The sequence below is a fragment of the Acinetobacter sp. 8I-beige genome (assembly GCF_902505955.1).
Lineage (GTDB): Bacteria > Pseudomonadota > Gammaproteobacteria > Pseudomonadales > Moraxellaceae > Acinetobacter > Acinetobacter johnsonii.
Window position 1 is genome coordinate 1,455,346 of record NZ_LR732790.1, and the last position, 18,537, is coordinate 1,473,882.

Here is an 18,537-nt window from a genome sequence, read left to right on the forward strand (position 1 = left end):
GAGCAAAATTATACACCTTTAAGCAATATATTTTGACATAAAGCTCACTAAAAAAGTGAGCAAATTTGATGATTCCACGTACTTAAAATGGTACTGGACAAATAAATTCGATACGTTCATTGGTTTGGGGATGATGAAAACTCAAACGCTCTGCGTGTAAACACAAACGCGGCATCAAATCTTGCTGGTCAGGCGCAGCATAAAGCGTATCTCCCACGATAGGATGACCTAAAAACTGCATATGTACACGAAGTTGATGCGAACGCCCTGTAATAGGCGTGAGCGCTACACGAGTCACGGGCTGACCCTGTATTTCAAAGTGTTCAATGGCTTTCCACTCTGTCACAGCAGGCTTATTATGACTGGGCTCTGCGATATGTAACGGTGGACGGGATGGATCATAAATGACAGGTACATCAACAGTGCCCTGACCATCTAAATGACCAGCCACAATCGCTTGATAGGTTTTATCGGTTTGGCGTTCTTGAAACTGACGAGAAATGGATTTTTGTCCCCAACGGCTGAGACCAAAAACCAAGATACCTGAGGTATCACGATCAAGACGGTGGATCAGTAGTGTTTTAGGTTCTAGTCTGACTAAACGATTGATCATACAATCTTGTAAGTCTTCTGTCTTCCCCGGAACGGTGAGTATACCTGCAGGCTTATGGATGACCATAAAGTCTTCATCTCGATGAATCAGGTGTTCGGTTAGAAAATTACTCAAGGTTCCATTCCAAGCTGATCGCGAAAACAAGCGGGCAATAATAAAAAGCTTAAGCCAGAAATACAATGCAAAAATCGTTTTTTTTAATCATGAACCGATATTGATTGCATTATTTAACGTCAAACGCCTAATCACAGTCTGTATCGATAAGCGATACATAGAGATATCACTCTATTATGACAAACGATTTCGAAATAACCACGCAGCCAAAGGCAAAGTAATTATGGCTAATATCAACATCGGTAAAAAGTCCCATTTCACTTGCGCAAAACTCGCACCTTCCAAATACACCCGTTGTACCAAGTCTATGCCAAAGCGTAGCGGGTTCGCATAAGTCAGCCAATTCAACGCTTCTGGCATATTTTGTACAGGAGTTAGTAAACCAGATAAAAGTGTCAAAGGCATGATCAAAAAGAAAGTATACAGCATGGCTTGTTGCATATTGAGTGCAATCGCTGAAATCGACAGTCCCACACCCACAACAGCAATATTAAAGGCAAATAATCCAAAATAAAGTAAGGTCAAAGAGCCATTCATCGGGATCTGAAACCAGAACAGAATAATCGCCAAAATAATGGAAGATTGAATAACCCCAATAATAATCGGCGGAATGGCCTTCCCAATCATAATCTGCGTCGGGGTATAAGGTGTAACTAATAGCTGATCAAAAGTCCCTTGTTCACGCTCGCGTGCTACTGAAAGTGCCGAAAGTAACAGTGTCTGCATCATACTTAAAGTTGCAATCAGAGATGGCATGATGCCCCATCTCGACTCGACATTCGGGTTATACCATGTCTGCGCTTGTACCGTGATCGCAGAGTTGGGTCCCAAACGTTCTTGATTGACCTGCCCCACCACACTGCTGATGTACGAGCCCGCCATACTTGCGGTCGATGAGTTTCTCCCATCTAGAATCACTTGAATCGGGGAAAACTCTTGATTATTGAGCTTATCTTCAAAATCAGCAGGAATGGTGATAACCGCCAAGGCTGTTCGATCATTAATCACCTGTTGAATTTGTTGATTATTCTGCAAATCTGCCGTGCGTTTAAAAATTCCTGAACCATCTAAATGCGCTAAAACTTGTTGTGAGCTTTGGCTTCGGCTTTGATCCAGCACAGCATAATCAACATGATTCACATCATAACTTGCGGCATAACCAAACAAGACCGCTTGGATAAATACAGGCGCGATTAAGGTCACCCGATTGGCAGGATCGGCTAAAATGGCTAAAAACTCTTTTCGGGTTAGCACCCAAAGATAACGAAACCAGCGCATTAACATTGCCATAACACCATTATTCCTTTCGTTAGCCCAAGCGCTTTTTCAGTGTACGCGCGGTCATTACCGTGAATAGCACAATATAAATCAATAAAATGCCACATTCTTTAAACCACAAAGACCAATCATCACCACCGAGTAATAATGTTTTAATCAAAGTCATATAGTGCGTTGCAGGTAAGACATTACTAATAATTTGCACAATTAGCGGTAAGTTTCGTGTATCGAACACAAAACCTGAAAGCATCAAAGCGGGCATGAAGCTGGCAAGCAGTGCCATCTGACTGGCTTGAAACTGACTTTTGGAGAGGCCTGAAATCATCAGACCCAGCAGTAACGACACCATTAAATATAAAAAAGAAGCGCTCATGACAGAGAGCAGTGATGCGCGAATGGGTACATCAAACAGAACATGTGCTGCAACTAAGCACATCACAATATCGATCATCCCAATCACGATATAGGGCGCCAGTTTTGAAAGTACAATTTCTAGAGGACTTACGGGCGTAACATATAATGCTTCTAAAGTGCCACGCTCACGCTCTCGTGCAATCAGCAAGCCAGTTAAAAATGCGCCAACCAAGGTCAAAATTAGGACAATTAAACCCGGCACTAAAAACCATGTGCTATTTGCAGACTCGTTAAACCACATACGTTGTTCAACCGTGATAATGCCACCCGTTGAAGCTGCATTTGTTCGGTCTGCTTGTATCAAGCTGGCGGTATTGAGCGCACTGGTAATATAACCCTGCAAAGCCGAAGCAATACTGGTCGAACGGCCATTGGTAATGACCTGAACAACACCCACTCCCTTTGTATATTGCTCCGCAAAGTTGCTGGGTATATTGACGATGGCATCAATTTCAGCCTTGCCCATTGCGGCTTCAGCTTGGCTAAAGCTTGGATACTGCTTGACGGTAATGTATCTAGAACCGTTTAAGCCACTCATCAGTTGCTGACTCTGTGGCGTGGGTTGTTGCTCCACCACCCCTACTCGTCCGTTGGTTAAATCGAAAGACAGTCCATAACCAAACAGCAAAATTAAAATAATCGGTAAAATGAAACCGATCGCCATACTACTTTTATCACGAAGCAGCTGTTTGGATTCTTTACGTGTCAAGGCAAACAGTCGTGTCCAGAAAGCTGAGAAATGATTCATCTGACGCTCCTCAGTAAGCCTGCATGTCTGCACGGGAATGTTCAACGATGGCAATAAAAGCGCCATTCATATCATTTACACCCTCTAACTGTGCCATCCCACGAATCTGTTGAGGTGTGCCAATCGCCAACAATTTCCCTGCATCTTGAATCGCAATCCGATCACAGTATTCAGCTTCTTCCATAAAGTGTGTAGTCACAATAATGGTCATGCCTTGGTTCGCTAGCTCTCCAATGGTGTACCAAAAAGAGCGCCTTGCTAACGGATCAATACCACTGGTCGGTTCATCCAAAAATACAATTTCAGGCTGATGTAACAGTGCTGCTGCCATCGACAAACGCTGTTTAAAACCATTTGGTAGATCACCGCTTTTTGCGTATGGCTTAAGTTCAAACTGAAGCAATGCTTTATCAATTTGCTGCTTTAACTGTTTGCCCGATAAGCCATAAGCACCACCAAAGAACTTTAAGTTATCCAGCACACTCAAATTGCCATACAGGGCAAACTTCTGCGATACATAACCAATTTTTGCCCTTGCCTGTGCACGAGCTGTGCGCAAATTCATGCCTGCCACTTCCAACACACCACTGCTGGCGGGCAGCAAACCACAAAGCATACGAAACGTTGTGGTCTTACCTGCACCATTAGGGCCAAGTAAACCAAAAATTTCGCCTCGAGATACATCAAACGAGGTACTGGCCACGGCGGTAAAATCACCAAAGGTGCGTACCAAATCCTTCACCACAATCACAGGTTTTTCGAGCTGCTGTTTTACATTCTGCTTTGTTTTCACTTGTGGTGGATCAGAATTTTCTATCCATGATTTTGAAGGGTCTAAAGCTGAATTTTCCTGTGCCAATACCGTTTTTTGAGTATGCTTCGCCTCATGTAAAAGCAGCATAAATGCATCTTCTAGCTCTGCTGGCCTCTGTTCCACAACAACGCCTTTGGGCAATAGATTTTCTGGAAGTATGAGGCTTTCAGTTCGTGTAATAAAACGGACTACATCGCCTTTGGGCACTGCATCGGCAATATAGTGTTGATTATCGAGTAAGTGTACTTGTAACACCCGCGCCTTCATGTTGGGACTGGGTTTTACTTGCCATGTTTGTCCCTGTGCCTGAGCCGTCAGTTCGTCGGGTGTACCTTGCTTTAAGACTTGTCCATCCAACATGACATAAACCTGATGACAGCGTTCAGCTTCATCCATATACGCAGTACTGAGGATGACACTTAAGTTCTCCTCCCTCACCAATTGTTCAATGATGATCCACAGATCACGGCGTGAGAGTGGATCGACACCGACACTTGGTTCATCCAACAGCAATAGTTCAGGTGAACGGACTAAAGTGCAGGCCAAACCTAACTTCTGCTTCATACCCCCAGAGAGTTTTCCTGCGGGACGTTCAGTAAAGCGCGCCAAGTCGGTAATCTTGAGCAAACGTGCAAAACGCTCCTTGCGAACGTCCATTGGCACGCCATGCAAATCCGCATACAAGTCTAAATTTTCTTGAATACTGAGGTCTTCATACAAACCAAACTTTTGCGGCATGTAGCTGATACGATCTTGCACAGATTGTGGATCTTTGGCGACATCCATTCCTAAGACTTTTAAGCTTCCAGTAGTTGGCTCATATAAACCTGCGATCAATCTTAAAAATGTAGTTTTACCTGCACCATCAGGCCCGACCAAAGCCGTCAGTTGCCCTGCCTTGATCTGCATATTTATGCCTTGCAAAGCCCGCACATCATCCAAACCTTTTTGTTCTGCTTGAAAGGTTTTGTTTAAATCCGTGGCAATTACAATACTCTCTACTGACATCGGCATACTACCCTGTCTTAAGGATTATTCGTGCCAGTTGGACGCGATGATTTGGCTATGTGCACCGTCACAGGTTGTCCCATCTTCAACTGGTCATTCGGGTCATCGACATAAATTCGGACTTCATAAACCAAAGTCGTGCGAATATCTTCGGTCTGTACCGTTTTGGGGGTAAATTCCGCCACAGATGAGATATAACCAATTTTTCCTGTGATGGGCTGATTCGGTTGTGAGTCACGAATGACTTGTGCTGCTGCGCCCATGTTGATATGCCCAAGATCCATTTCACTTGCATAAACACGCACCCATTTAGGATGGATCAGGGCAATGGTATAGACGGACTTGTTTGAAGTCGTCATGTCACCAACTTCTTGTAAACGTGCACGAATTACGCCATTAACAGGTGCCAGCAGCTTACTTTGAGTAATTTGGTAATCAATCAAATCAAGATTGGCCTTGGTCGATTCATATTGTGCTTTAGCCGCTTCACGATCTTCTGTGCGCGCACCTTTCAAAAGTAGCTCTAGGTTGGCTTTGGTTTCACCTACAGCCGCTTCCGCCATTTTCATATTGCTTTTTGCAGCATCAACCTCTTGCTTACTCACCGCTTGACCCGCAGTACTCCGATTTAAGACATTTAAACGTTGGTATTGTTTATCGGCATTTTCAAACTGGGCTTGGGCAGACTGTACTTTCGCTTTCGCTTGGGTAATCTCTTCAGGTCGATTGCCCGCAGCTTGTTCATTTAAGATTTGCTGTTGAACTTGTAACTGTGCTTGGGCTTGCTGTGCTTGTATAGTCAGCGATTCGGTATTTAGTTCGGCAAGAACCTGACCTTTTTGAACGCGATCTCCTTCTTGAACAGCCAAGCTTTGAATACGTCCAGCCGTTTCAAATGCCAGTGAGACTTGTCGAATATCGACATTGCCATATAACACCAGATGATCGGGATCGGCTTTGTCTCGACTGAACCACAAAAATGCAGCCGCTACAGCAATGAGCAATACCCCAACCAGCAGTATGAACTTACTTTTGTTCATGTACACCAAACCTTCGCTTAGTTTTAATACAAGTTTAAATCTAATTTAAACTATAACAATTCAGTTAAGAAAGATATACTTCAAGTCTAAATTTTGATGCAGAGTAAATAATGTCTAGAGCTGGACGTAGCGATGGTGATTTAACCAAATCGAAAATCTTGGATGCTGCTGGCCGCCTGATTGCTCAGGATGGTTTTGCAAAAACCACGAGTAAAGCCATTGCCAAGCTGGCCGAAGTCGATTTGGCTGCCATTAACTATCACTTCGATGGTCGTGATGGCTTATATCGTGCCGTACTTGCCGAAGCACATACACATTATATTGATGAACAAGAACTCTTGACCTTGCTTAACAGCTCTAAAACGCCTACTGAAAAACTGGAAGCTTTTTTTGAAAGCCTGATCGGTAAGCTGGTTGAAACCGATGTCTGGCATAGCAAAGTGTTTGTTCGCGAACTTTTTTCACCGACTACCCACCTATACACGTTTATGCAAAATGATGGTGCGCGAAAGTTTCTTTTGGTTAAAAAAATTATTAGCCAAGTTTCAGGCATTGATGAAAATCACCCTGCACTTTTGCCTTGTGTACTCAGCACCGTCGCACCCTGTATGATGCTGATTTTGGCAGATGCAAATGGTCCAAGCCCACTTAAAAATGTCTCCAAGCTTGAACCTGCACTTTTGGTTAAACATCTCATGACCTTTTCAGTCGCAGGTTTACAAGCCGCTAAACAACTTTATCTTTGATAAACCAACTGTCCTTGCTTATAGGTTGCAAGAACTTTGATGTCTTTGATTTTAGATGGTTCAGTGGTGATTGGATTGGCACTTAAAATAACAAAGTCACCGTATTTCCCTGTACTTAAAGTGCCTTTAATATCTTCTTCAAAATACTGATATGCAGCCCAGTCCGTCATCGTTTTAAGTGCGATATACGGGCTGACTTTTTGTGTCTCACCCAAAACTTTGCCTGTTCGTGTGGTGCGATTAACCGTTGCATCCAACACCATCATGCTTTTCGGTGGGATAACAGGAGCATCATGATGCTCAGTGAAAATCATGCCTTTTCTTAAGGCCGAACCTGTTGGTGAGATGTGTTCAGCACGCTTTTCACCTAAGGTTTGTGCCACATGCCAGTCGCCCCAGTAGTAGGTATGCAAAGAAAAAAATGAGGGAATCAAGTGAAGCTGTTTCGCCCGATCCAGTTGATCCTCTCGCATGGTTTGTGCATGAATAATCACATCTCGTCGCTGTGAGTCATCATATTTCTTTTGCGCATTGGCAATCACATTAAGGTATTGATCAATCGCGGCATCACCATTGGCATGTGCCAAAATTGGCCAATGCTGCCTGAAAGCCAAATCAATCATGTGCTGGACTGTTTTTTGCTCTGGAAATGCAGGATAGCCACGATAGTTCTTATCTTTCCCTTCAGGCGGAACCACATAGGGTTCAGTTAACCATGCTGTTTTACCTTGGGGTGAACCATCTAAGCTAATTTTCACGCCACCAATTCTAAAGTGATTGACATAGTTTTTGCTTACACCTTTTTCGAGCATATACGCCTGTTCTGAACTGATATCAGGATAAGAAACGACATCGATGGCTAATTTGTTTTGATTGGCCAAACTACGCCAAAGTTCTGAAGTACCACGATCAGCCCGTCCTTCTTGTACCGTGGTGTAACCATTTTTCATATAGGTTTGTACCGCAGTCAACGCCATCTGCTGCATCATTTCAGGTGGGACCGTTTTAAAAGCCTGTAACATAGCCTCAATCACGACACTTTCTTCTAATACACCATTTGGAATATTTGTCCCTACTACGCGTCGAATCACACCACCACTAGGGTTACTACTTTTTTCATTAATGCCTAACAACTCTAGCGCTTTATGATTTACAGAGGCCAAATGCCCTGACTGATGCAAAATCAGCACCGGTTGAGTCGTTGAAATCTGATCTAAATCTGTGGCTGTCGGATGAGCTTTCTCTTGTAGCTGGGCATCATCATAACCATTGCCAATAATCCAGCCAGAAGTCGCTTGGACAAAAGTTGGATTTTGCTTCGCCCAAGCCTTCATTTCTTGGATAAGTGTGGCAATACTCACCACCTTACCATCTGGTGGTGGATATAAATTAGCCACAGTTTGCTGCATACCGACAGAGTTTAAATGGCTATGGGCATCGATGATGCCAGGGATGACGGTCTTGTTATTCAAGTTCAAACGTTTAGCCTGTGGCGCAAGCTTTTCAGCCTCAGACAATGTGCCTGTATAACGAATCTTTCCGTCTTGAATTAACATAGCATCGACATAGCTGGGTTGCATGCCTTGCATGGTTAAAATGGGGCCACCATAGACCAATAAGGCATTTTGCGTCTGTTGTTGTATATTTGAAACTGTACTAGATGGACTGGATGTACAACCACCCATCAGTACCACAGAGGAAGAAATCAGAGCCGTGAGTGCAAAAGAAACTTTCTTAAAAAACATGGGTTAAACACCTAATATTGCTAAATATTATATTTTGCTCCGTACGAGCATTCGTTATAAGTATAAAACTTTAAATACAACACATTATCACTCTACCTTAGCACTTTAAGCCAGCTCTTGTCAGGCAGAATAAGGTGCTCAATATTCAACAGATTATTGCAGTAACTTTAAGATGTGTTGCAAACGGACATTGTCTATATTTTCTTTATACACTGCATAAATCGGCGCAATACATGGGTTATTGGCCTTAAGCGTTTTATAAACAATCTGCTTATTCCAAAAGTCACGAATGGCCTCAGGCACGATGGATAAACCAATCCCTGCAGCAATCAAGTTTAAGCTTGAGGTTAAACGTGGCGCTTCTTGTACAATTTTGGGACTAAATCCAGCTTGGTAACAACTGGCCAAAATATTATCGAATAAATCTTGCCCTGCTAAACGTCGGTACAACACAAAATCATGCGGTTCAAGATCCAGCAAGTGAATCGGTTCGGCTTGTTCAGCCAAAGGATGATTGTTGGGTAAAGCCACAATGAGCGGTTCATCTAGCACATGTAGGCTGGTTAAACCGAGGCCAATGGGTGCAGGTTTGCGTAAGAACACAATGTCATTTTTTTCATTACTAATGGAGTCTATCAGCGAGCTACTGCCATCTTCTTCCAGATGAATTGAAACACGTGGAAAAGTTTCCCGAAAGTTACGCAGCAAGGCCGGTAAAAATGGATGTAAGCCAACCGAGTTGGTAAAGCCAATATTAATCTGACCTTCGACCCCCAAAGAAATATCCTGCACACGTTTAGGAATCAACTGCGCATGCGCCAATATCGCAAGGGCTTCTTTGTACAAAACCTTACCTGCTTCTGTTACCTCAACACCACGCGGCAAACGCTTTAGCAGTTGTGTATTCAACTCTTCTTCCAAGCTTTTGATAATCCGTGTCAACGGTGGTTGTTGCATATTCAAACGTACCGCAGCATGCGAAATATTACTTTCTTCTACCACTGCAACAAATGCTCTGAGTTTATGGATATCAATCATGTCTGCCCCATTAAACATACTTTTTCAGTATATATAACGTCAAAAATAGCATTTTTCAACATATCTCTACAGGTTCATACTGAGCTCATTCAACAAAAGGCGAAAGACATGAACACTGAAGTGCTCCCTGCTGAACAAATAACCCATCCAACTTCACGGGAATTATTTGCAGGCTTTATGAAGCTGGGACTCATGGGCTTTGGTGGCGTATTGCCACTTGCACACCAAATGGTTGTAGAAGACCAAAAATGGCTCAACACGGAAGAGTTCACGCACTTATTGGGTGTCTGTCAAATCCTCCCCGGTGGAAACATCATTAATATGGCTGTTGCGATTGGTTATGAGTTTCAGGGGGTTAAAGGTGCTATTAGTGCTGTTCTCGGGTTGATTTTTGCACCGACGGTGATTGTAATTTTGTTGTATCAGCTCTATAGCCAATTTCAAAATATCCCCGTGATTCAGCACATGATACAGGGACTAGCAGCAGCGGCAGCAGGTTTACTATTTGCGATGGGGTTAAAAATGTTGAAACCCATTCTGAAAAGTTACCTCACGATCTTTACTATCGCGCTGACCATTGTCTTTATGCTGATTGTTAAGATTCCCTTGGCATTAACGTTACTGATCTTAGTCAGCATCAATGTCGCGGTCTTAAGCTTGAAAAAAAGAGGACAAAACGCATGATTTTACTCACCTTAGCCATCGTTTTTACCCAGCTTTCTATATTGGCCTTTGGTGGCGGCAATGCAATTTTGCCTGAAATGCAACATCAAGTAGTCGAAGTACATCGTTGGCTTACTGCCACAGAGTTCAGTACCATGTTTGCCATGGCTCAAGCGGCACCGGGCCCCAATATGATGATTGTACCTTTGGTCGGCTGGCATGTGGCTGGACCTGCTGGACTGTTCGTGACTTCATTGGCGAAGTTTGGGCCCTCTTCTGTACTGACTATATTTGCACTCAAGTTTTGGAATCAGTTTAAGGATCACCCGCTACGTAGCATGTTTGAAAAAGCACTGAAACCAATTACTGTCGGCTTGGTTTTGGTCAGTGCCTATATTATTGCCGCTGCATCTGCTCAGAACTGGTTACTCATTGCAATCGTTATCGTCGCTACTGGTTTAAGTTTAGTTAAAAAAATTCATCCACTGTGGGTCATGCTCTTTGGAGCAATGTCAGGCGCACTGTTTTTATAAACGGTGTGTCATGAAAGTCAGTGTTCAATAACACATACTTTCTATTTTATTGTTACTTTCAAATACATAGTATAAGCCTTGCATCTGAAAACCAAGATGTAAGGCTTTGCCGTTTGAGTCAATAGACATGTGAAAAAAGCAAGGGGTTAGGAAATATTTCCACCCAAAGCAGTCATTAATTGCGCTGTATTTTTTAATTGCATTTGTTGTAACTCTAATGTGCTCTGTTCAGCTTGCAGCCTTAAATTCTGCGCCGTGACCACTTCCAAATAACTGACTAAACCTGCGTTATAACGTCGCAACACCACTTGTTCATTTTCTTTAGTTAGTTGCAGTAACTGAGCTTGCTCCAGTTGTTGTTGTTTCAAACTTGAAGTTTGCATTAAAGCACCATCAACTTCCTTCCAGCCCGTAAGTACAGCTTGCTTATAGGCTGCTAATTTTTCATCATAACTTGCCTGCGCTTGAGCAATTTCAACTTGCCGTTTTCCACCATCAAAAATAACCGAAGCCGCTTCTAGTCCCGTAGACCATAAATATGCAGGGGCTTGGAACAACTGACCCAACACTTGACTATTTAAACTCGCATTAAGACCAATATTAATATCTGGCAACCATGCCGTTTGTGCTAAACCCAACTGTGCATGTGTACTCGCAAGCTCCCGCTCTGCACGAATCACATCAGGACGTTGCATGAGTAAGCGACTGGGTAGCTGTGCAGGTACAGTAGGAATACTCAAACCTTGCTGACGTTTCACCAGTTGAAACTGAACCACACTTTTACCCTGCAAGACTGCCAGCACATTTTCCTGTAAATTGCGTTCACGCTGCATTTCGATCTGCTGTATTTGCACTTGTTTCAACTGTGTTTCTGCCTGTATCACATCTGCCCGCGCAATCATCCCTGCTGTATATTGGTTTTTTAAAATTTGCACTGAACGTAGGTAACTTTTTTGGGTTTGCTGCAATACATCAAGTTGCGCATCCAAAACACGAATGTTCCAATAGGCCTCTATCGCCGATAACTGTTGATTCAATTTCACTGCGGCTAAGTCCGCCTGCACTGCTTCTAAATTTGCCTGTTGTCCCTCTATCGCTTTCGCTACACGCCCCCAGACATCGGGAATCCAGCTGGCCTGAACCCCTGTGCTAAACTGACTGTTTGGAGAGGTATGCTTTGCGCCATTACGGTTGGCAGCACTTTCTAAGCTTAGACTGACAGAACGACTGGCTTTTTGCTGCTCAAGTAAAGCATTGGTTTGTCTATAACGTGCCTCGGCCTGTTTCAAATTTAAGTTTTCTGCATTTAACTGTTGCAGCAGTTGGCTTAAAACGGGGTCATGATAAATGTTCCACCATGCAACTGTCTTGCCTTTTAAGCCTGCTGTTTCTGTCCAATTGAGCGCAGCATATTTATATTGCTCATCTGCTTGAATCAGTGGTGTTTTATATTCGGGAGGATGTACAACCGCCGTAGAACTACATGCAGTCAACAACAACACACAACTTAGGCTTAAGACATTTTTATAAACCAAATCTGACATTCTATTTTCCTATTTCTTTATCTATTTGCCTAAGCTTTGCAGCACAAATTTACGTTTAAATCTCGAACAAGATTCAGCCCATTTTTCAAAGAGCAAATACAAAACAGGCGTTGTGTACAAAGTTAAGAGCTGCCCAAGCGCTAAGCCGCCCACAATGACCACACCCAAAGGCTGACGTAACTCAGCCCCCTCACCCCAACTACAAGCCAGCGGAATTGCACCCAATAATGCTGCGGTATTGGTCATCAAGATCGGGCGAAAACGCAGAGCCGCCGCAGACATTACAGCTTGATATGCTGACTTTCCTGCACGCCGTTCATATAAAGTAAAATCAATCAATAAAATGGCATTTTTCACCACGATACCAATCAGTAAAAACATGCCCAACAATGCAATCAGGGTAAACTCAAAGTTAAATACCCATAAGGTCAACAGTGCGCCCAAAGCCACAGCGGGTATGGTCGATAAAATCGTTAACGGATGAACCACACTTTCATAGGTCACCCCAAGCACGATATAAATCAACAAAATCACTGCAAGAATCAGTAAGGGAGTACTTAAGCCCGCTTGTAAACTTTCTGCTTCTACGTCTTTATCCGTGGTCATAAAAACGTTGTTTGGCAACATCACTTCAGTTAAGACAGATCGGATCGCGGCATCGGCCTGTTCATAGCTATAGCCCTGTTTCACCACATAACCAATACCCATCGCGGCATATTGATTACGTCTATACACTCGATCATTGGTAATTCCATAAGACCATGTCGCAAAGTTACGTAGCGGCACAGCCTGTCCAACTTTATTAGGGACTTGTACATTGGCTAAGGATTCAGGATGTTCCGTGAAGTGCCTATCTACCTCCATGACCACATGAAACTGTTGGGTTTGATCATAAATGGTTGAAATCTGGCGCTGTGAAAATGAGTTGTTCAGTACGCTCGAAATGCTTTCAATATCAACGCCCAAACGGCGTGCCGCTTCACGGTCTACATCTAGGGTGACATGCTGCGCGCCTTCATCCCCCATGGTTTCCACTTCTTCAAGTTCAGGTAGTTTTTGCATGGCCTGCGCAACTTTCGGCACCCATTGGCGCAGCTGTGCAACATCATCTGACTGTAGCAACAGCATATAGTCTTGACCACTGCCACTTGAAAAAGGATCATCTAGTTCTAATTCTTGTGCCACACGTGCTGAGAAAATTGCCCCAGCCTGCCACGGCGCATTTTGTTTCATACGCTCGACAATGGCATGCGAGCTTTTCCCCTCACGCTCTGCTTTGGGTTTTAAACTCACCATGAAAAAAGAATTGGTGGTTCCACCTGCTCCGCCTGAGGTTCCAACCACATCTTTTACAGCAGGGTCACTCAACAAGCTTTCACTAAAGGCTGCAATTTTGGGTTGCATAATTTGAAAAGAAAACCCGTCATCACCACGAATGAAAGCCTCAACCCGTCCTGTATCCTGCTCAGGTAATACCCGTTTAGGCAGGTGCTGATAAACATAGAATGAAGCCCCAATCGCACCTAGCCAAAATAAAATCACGATATAGCCATGTGCTAGCATCCATTTTAAAGATGTTAAATAAGCATGATTGAACTGCTGCATGCAACTATGGCTAAATTGATAGAAAGGCTGATGTTGGTCGCTCTTTAACGGTTTTAAACAGCGTGCAGATAAGCTTGGTGTTAGCACCAAAGAAACAAAAATGGATAACACCACAATAAAAACTAAGGTCAGTGAAAATTCGCGGAAAAGCCGCTCAATCACACCGCCCATAAACAGCACTGAAATGAAAATCACCACCAAAGCCAAATTCATGGCCACTAAAGTCAACCCCACCTCCTGAATCCCTTTAATGGCAGCCTGTACAGGAGACTCCCCCTGCTCAATATGACGCTCAATATTTTCTAGCACCACAATCGCATCATCCACCACCAATCCTATAGCGACAATGACCGCCATAATGGAGAGGTTATTGAGCGAGAAACCTGCCAAATACACCAAACTACACGCCCCGACCAAAGTCACCAGCATGGCAATACTTGGCACAAGAGCACTTTGCATACGCCCTAACATTAAGGCAACGACAATAATGACCAACAGCATGGAAAACAACAGTGTATCGCGGGCTTCTGCTAAGCCTGTGCGAATGATTTCAGAACCATCCATCACCGTAGTCAACTGTGCATCTGCAGGAATCAGTGATTTTAATTCAGGCAGTTTTTCTTTGATTTGATCAATGGTCGCCACGGTATTGGCATTGGGTTGACGGCTGATTTTGATAATCACCGCAGGATGACCATTATGAAAACCACTGACATAGCGGTTTTCAACAGAATCTTGCACCTCGGCCACATCTTTTAAACGTACGATTGCTTGAGCATTACGATGAATCACCAAGTTGGCAAAATCTTGCGCTTGTTTTAAATCATTCGACAGTGCAACTTGCCAACGAAGTTGATCGGTTTCAACTACGCCCGACGCTTGTACTGTATTACTTTTTTCAATTGCAGTACGGACTTGTTCCAATGAAACGCCCTGTGCAATGAGTGCATTCGGATTTAAAGTAATCCGCACCGCAGGCATAGACGCGCCATCAATTTCAACCTCACCGACGCCACTCATCTGCGCAAGATTGGGCTGGAGTTGATTGCTGGCAATTTCATATAATTTACCCGCAGATAAATGCGCTGAACTCAATGCCAAATAAAAAATTGGACTTTGGCTTGGATTAACCTTGAAATATTCAGGAGGGCTAGGCATTCCTGATGGAAGTTGCGACATTGCAACATTAATGGCAGCTTGTACTTCTCGTGCCGCTTCATTGATATCGGTATCTAAGTCAAAGTGCAAAGTCACTTGCGTTGCATTTTGACTACTAGAGGAATTAATCGCTTTTACCCCAGAAACGCCCATCATGGCCCGTTCTAAAGGTGTTGCAACCGTCGCCGACATACTTTCAGGACTTGCCCCAGGTAAACTGGCCCGCACCACAATGGTCGGAATATCTGCCTGAGGTAAGGACGCCACGGGTAAGCGGAAATACGCCAATACGCCAAGCAACACAATTGCGATGCCCAGTAACATACTGGCAACAGGACGATGAACCAAAGCAGAGAGCAATTTCAAAGCTTGCTCCTTGATTCATCAAGTTCAGCTAAAGGTAGCTGCGGCTTTTGAAAAGCATGCTGTAAACGATCAAAAAATAAATAAACCACAGGCGTGGTAAATAGCGTCAGTACCTGACTTAAAATCAAACCACCGACCATGACAATCCCTAGAGGCTGACGTAATTCAGCTCCAGAGCCTGATGCCAACATGAGTGGAATAGCACCGACCAATGCCGCCAATGTCGTCATTAAAATGGGGCGGAATCGCATCAACGCCGCCTGATAAATCGCTTGCTGAGGTGAAAGACCCTCTTGTCGCTGTGCTGCCAAAGCAAAGTCCACCATCATGATGCCGTTTTTCTTCACCAAGCCGATCAGTAAAATAATGCCGATTAAAGCAATCATATCGAGTGGTCGACCGACCATAAACAGCGCCAATAAAGCACCAATTGCCGCAGATGGTAAGGTTGAAAGAATAGTGATGGGATGAATAAAGCTCTCATACAACATCCCAAGCACGATATACATGGTCACAATCGCGGCGATCACCAGCCAAAAGGTATGCTGTTGCGAGTTTTCAAATGCAGCAGCAGCCCCTTGTAGCTGAAGTTTAACTTCAGCAGGTAAATTGAGCTGCTGTTCTACACGTTGAATGGCTTGGATGGCATCTCCCAAAGCCACGCCTGTTACAAGGTTAAAAGAAATACCGTTGGCAGGAAATTGAGATTGCTGCTGTAAAATAATCGGGACTCGTTTTTGCACAATGCTTGCCACAGAACTGAGTAAAATCGGTTCTCCGCTGGCATTATGGATATAGGTTTGCTCTAAAGCTTGTATCCCTTGAGTTAATTCTGGCGCAAGTTCTAAGACAATGCGGTACTGATTTGACTGGGTATATAGAGTCGCAATTTGCCGCTGTGCAAATAGATTTTGCAAAGCCAAGCTAATGTCTTCTACCGTTAAGCCGAATCTCGCTGCTGCATCTCGATTGACATCAATATACGCCTGTAAGCCTTGCCCACCGTCTTCGCTACTCACCTCTGCAAACTCAGGTTGTTGGCGTAAAGCATCTACCAAAACAGGTGTCCATAACGCCAAGTCTGTGTTTTTTGCTGACGTCAAACTGAGCTGATATTGAGTTCGACTAATTTTATCTTCAATACTCAACTCTTGCACAGGTTGCATCCAAGCACGAATACCCTGAACATGACCCAACTCTCCACGCAGACGTGCCATGACTTGATCTGCACCCTCTCGTTCAGCATGTGACTTTAAGTTAATAAGAATTCGGCCATTACTAAGTTTCGGGTTATTGGCATCAATGCCAAGAAACGAAGACAGGCTTTCAACAGCGGGATCTTTTACAATTTCAGCCGCTAGTGCTTGCTGGCGCTCACTCATGGCTTGAAATGAAATATCATCTGGTGCTTCGGTCACCACTTGGATAACGCCACTGTCCTGCACAGGGAAAAAGCCTTTCGGAATCATCCAATACAAAAAACCTGCGAGTAACACTGTACTCAGCATAACGGCCAGTGTCAGGGTTTGATGCTGAAATACCCATTGCAAAGCTTTTCCATACTGCTGAATGATGCCATCCAGACTCCATCTATTGGCTGAAGTTTGATGCTCTGCTTCTTTTAATGACGCTTTGCCTTTGAGCAAATAAGCACACATCATCGGCGTTAAGGTTAAAGAGACCACTAGAGAAATTGCTATTGCAGCCGCCAAAGTCACTGCAAACTCATGGAACAATCGGCCCACCACATCGCCCATAAATAACAGTGGAATGAGAACAGCAATCAATGAAATGGTTAAAGAAATGAGCGTAAAACCTATTTCCTTCGACCCTTTGAATGCCGCTTGCATTAGGCTTTCACCCGCTTCACGATGTCGTGCAATATTTTCCAACATCACAATCGCATCATCCACCACAAAGCCTGTGGCAATGGTCAGTGCCATTAAGGTCAGGTTATTGACTGAAAAACCTAAAAAATACATCAGTACAAACGTACCAATGATTGACAGCGGAACAGCAATACTCGGAATAATGGTGGCTGATAAATTTCTTAGAAAGAGAAAAGTCACCATCACCACTAAACAAACTGCAAAAACCAATTCCTTTTGAACATCGTGGATCGAACTACGAATACTCTCAGTACAATCGGTCAGTACTCGAATTTTGACATTGTCGGGTAGGTTCTTTTGCAGCTCAGGCAACAACTGTTTAATCTGATCGGCCACTTGAATCACGTTGGCATTCGGTTGACGCTGTACATTCACCAAAATGGCGGCTTGACTGTCTGCCCATGCCGCCATATAGCGGTCTTCACTACCTTCAATCACCTGTGCCACATCTTTTAATCGAATCGGAGCACCGTTATTCCAGCGTAAAATGAGGCTTTCATAGTCGCCAATTGAACGGATTTGATCATTGGCATCTAGCATAGTACTGCGATATGGCCCATCAAAACTGCCTTTGGGTTGACTGGCATTGGCCGCATTGATTGCGGTGCGGACATCTTCGGCACTCATTTTATAAGCAGCAAGCACAGCAGGATTTATTTGCACCCGTATTGCTGGCCGTTGCCCACCAGCAAGGCTCACCATACCCACACCCGTGAGTTGAGACAGCTTTTGTGCCACCCTAGTATCCACCATGTCATAGACCGTGGTGAGGGGTAAAGTCTCTGAACTAATCGCTAATGTAATGACAGGTACATCGGCTGGATTGACCTTTCGATATACAGGTGGCGTTGGCAAATCACTTGGCAATTTACTGCTGGCAGTACTTAGTGCAGATTGTACTTCTTGCTCCACTACACCCAGTTCAGCACTTAACTCAAACTGTAAGGTAATGACAGATGCTCCGACAGAACTCTGCGAAGACATTTGCTTTAAGCCCGCAATTTTGCCCATTTCCCGTTCAAGCGGTGCGGTGATAGTCCGTTGTACCGTGTCAGGGTTTGCCCCAGGCTGAAAGGTATAAACCTGAATAATGGGGTAGTCGACCTGTGGTAAAGCCGACACTGGCAAAAGCCGCCAAACCAATAACCCACTAAACAGCAATGCCAGCATCAACAACGTGGTTGCAACTGGACGGACAATAAAGAACTTTGAAATATTCAT

At 43.9% G+C, this 18,537-nt stretch carries 13 protein-coding genes; 3 read left to right on the plus strand and 10 right to left on the minus strand.

Going from position 1 to position 18,537, the window contains the following annotated elements; genetic code table 11:
- Positions 1 to 82 precede the first annotated feature (82 nt).
- From GVX98_RS06945 to GVX98_RS06965, 5 genes are all read right to left on the minus strand, one after another.
- Positions 83 to 727 carry an RluA family pseudouridine synthase gene (locus GVX98_RS06945; RefSeq protein ID WP_151836760.1) on the minus strand — a complete coding sequence of 215 codons (645 nt, stop codon included), beginning with the start codon at positions 725 to 727 and terminating at the stop codon, positions 83 to 85.
- A gap of 174 nt (positions 728 to 901) precedes the next feature.
- Positions 902 to 2,017, minus strand: coding sequence for an ABC transporter permease (locus GVX98_RS06950; RefSeq protein ID WP_159127625.1), 1,116 nt, complete (start codon positions 2,015 to 2,017; stop codon positions 902 to 904).
- Between the two features lie 19 nt (positions 2,018 to 2,036).
- Positions 2,037 to 3,167 carry an ABC transporter permease gene (locus GVX98_RS06955; protein ID WP_004980191.1) on the minus strand — a complete coding sequence of 377 codons (1,131 nt, stop codon included), beginning with the start codon at positions 3,165 to 3,167 and terminating at the stop codon, positions 2,037 to 2,039.
- Positions 3,168 to 3,177: 10 nt separating this feature from the next.
- Positions 3,178 to 4,995, minus strand: coding sequence for an ATP-binding cassette domain-containing protein (locus GVX98_RS06960; protein ID WP_159127626.1), 1,818 nt, complete (start codon positions 4,993 to 4,995; stop codon positions 3,178 to 3,180).
- Positions 4,996 to 5,006: 11 nt separating this feature from the next.
- The gene (locus GVX98_RS06965; protein WP_159127627.1) at positions 5,007 to 6,029 is read right to left on the minus strand and encodes an HlyD family efflux transporter periplasmic adaptor subunit; all 1,023 of its coding nucleotides are present in this window, start codon (positions 6,027 to 6,029) and stop codon (positions 5,007 to 5,009) included.
- 110 nt (positions 6,030 to 6,139) lie between these two features.
- Here GVX98_RS06965 and GVX98_RS06970 point away from each other — a divergent pair, with 110 nt between their 5' ends.
- The gene (locus tag GVX98_RS06970) at positions 6,140 to 6,775 is read left to right on the plus strand and encodes a CerR family C-terminal domain-containing protein (protein ID WP_004693547.1); all 636 of its coding nucleotides are present in this window, start codon (positions 6,140 to 6,142) and stop codon (positions 6,773 to 6,775) included.
- Here GVX98_RS06970 and GVX98_RS06975 read toward each other — a convergent pair.
- Positions 6,766 to 8,520 carry an amidohydrolase gene (locus GVX98_RS06975; protein WP_159127628.1) on the minus strand — a complete coding sequence of 585 codons (1,755 nt, stop codon included), beginning with the start codon at positions 8,518 to 8,520 and terminating at the stop codon, positions 6,766 to 6,768. The genes GVX98_RS06970 and GVX98_RS06975 overlap by 10 nt on opposite strands.
- A 153-nt stretch (positions 8,521 to 8,673) precedes the next feature.
- Positions 8,674 to 9,558: a LysR family transcriptional regulator gene (locus GVX98_RS06980; protein WP_010326540.1), complete on the minus strand. Its 885-nt coding sequence runs from the start codon at positions 9,556 to 9,558 to the stop codon at positions 8,674 to 8,676.
- A 108-nt stretch (positions 9,559 to 9,666) separates the two neighbouring features.
- Here GVX98_RS06980 and GVX98_RS06985 point away from each other — a divergent pair, with 108 nt between their 5' ends.
- Complete coding sequence (locus GVX98_RS06985; protein ID WP_159127629.1) at positions 9,667 to 10,242, plus strand: chromate transporter; 576 nt, start codon at positions 9,667 to 9,669, stop codon at positions 10,240 to 10,242.
- Positions 10,239 to 10,754 (plus strand): chromate transporter, encoded by a 516-nt coding sequence (locus tag GVX98_RS06990; protein ID WP_126036202.1) that lies wholly within the window; start codon positions 10,239 to 10,241, stop codon positions 10,752 to 10,754. Before GVX98_RS06985 ends, GVX98_RS06990 begins: the two co-directional genes overlap by 4 nt.
- A 146-nt stretch (positions 10,755 to 10,900) precedes the next feature.
- On the opposite strand, the gene GVX98_RS06995 is transcribed toward GVX98_RS06990, so the two are convergent.
- From GVX98_RS06995 to GVX98_RS07005, 3 genes are read right to left on the minus strand one after another with little or no spacing between them, the layout of a single operon-like run.
- Positions 10,901 to 12,298: an efflux transporter outer membrane subunit gene (locus GVX98_RS06995; protein WP_159127630.1), complete on the minus strand. Its 1,398-nt coding sequence runs from the start codon at positions 12,296 to 12,298 to the stop codon at positions 10,901 to 10,903.
- A gap of 21 nt (positions 12,299 to 12,319) precedes the next feature.
- Entirely contained in the window at positions 12,320 to 15,427 is a 3,108-nt protein-coding gene (locus tag GVX98_RS07000) for an efflux RND transporter permease subunit (protein WP_159127631.1), read from the minus strand.
- Positions 15,424 to 18,537, minus strand: a complete 3,114-nt coding sequence (locus GVX98_RS07005) for a multidrug efflux RND transporter permease subunit (protein WP_159127632.1) — start codon at positions 18,535 to 18,537, stop codon at positions 15,424 to 15,426. The genes GVX98_RS07000 and GVX98_RS07005 overlap by 4 nt, the downstream gene beginning before the upstream one ends.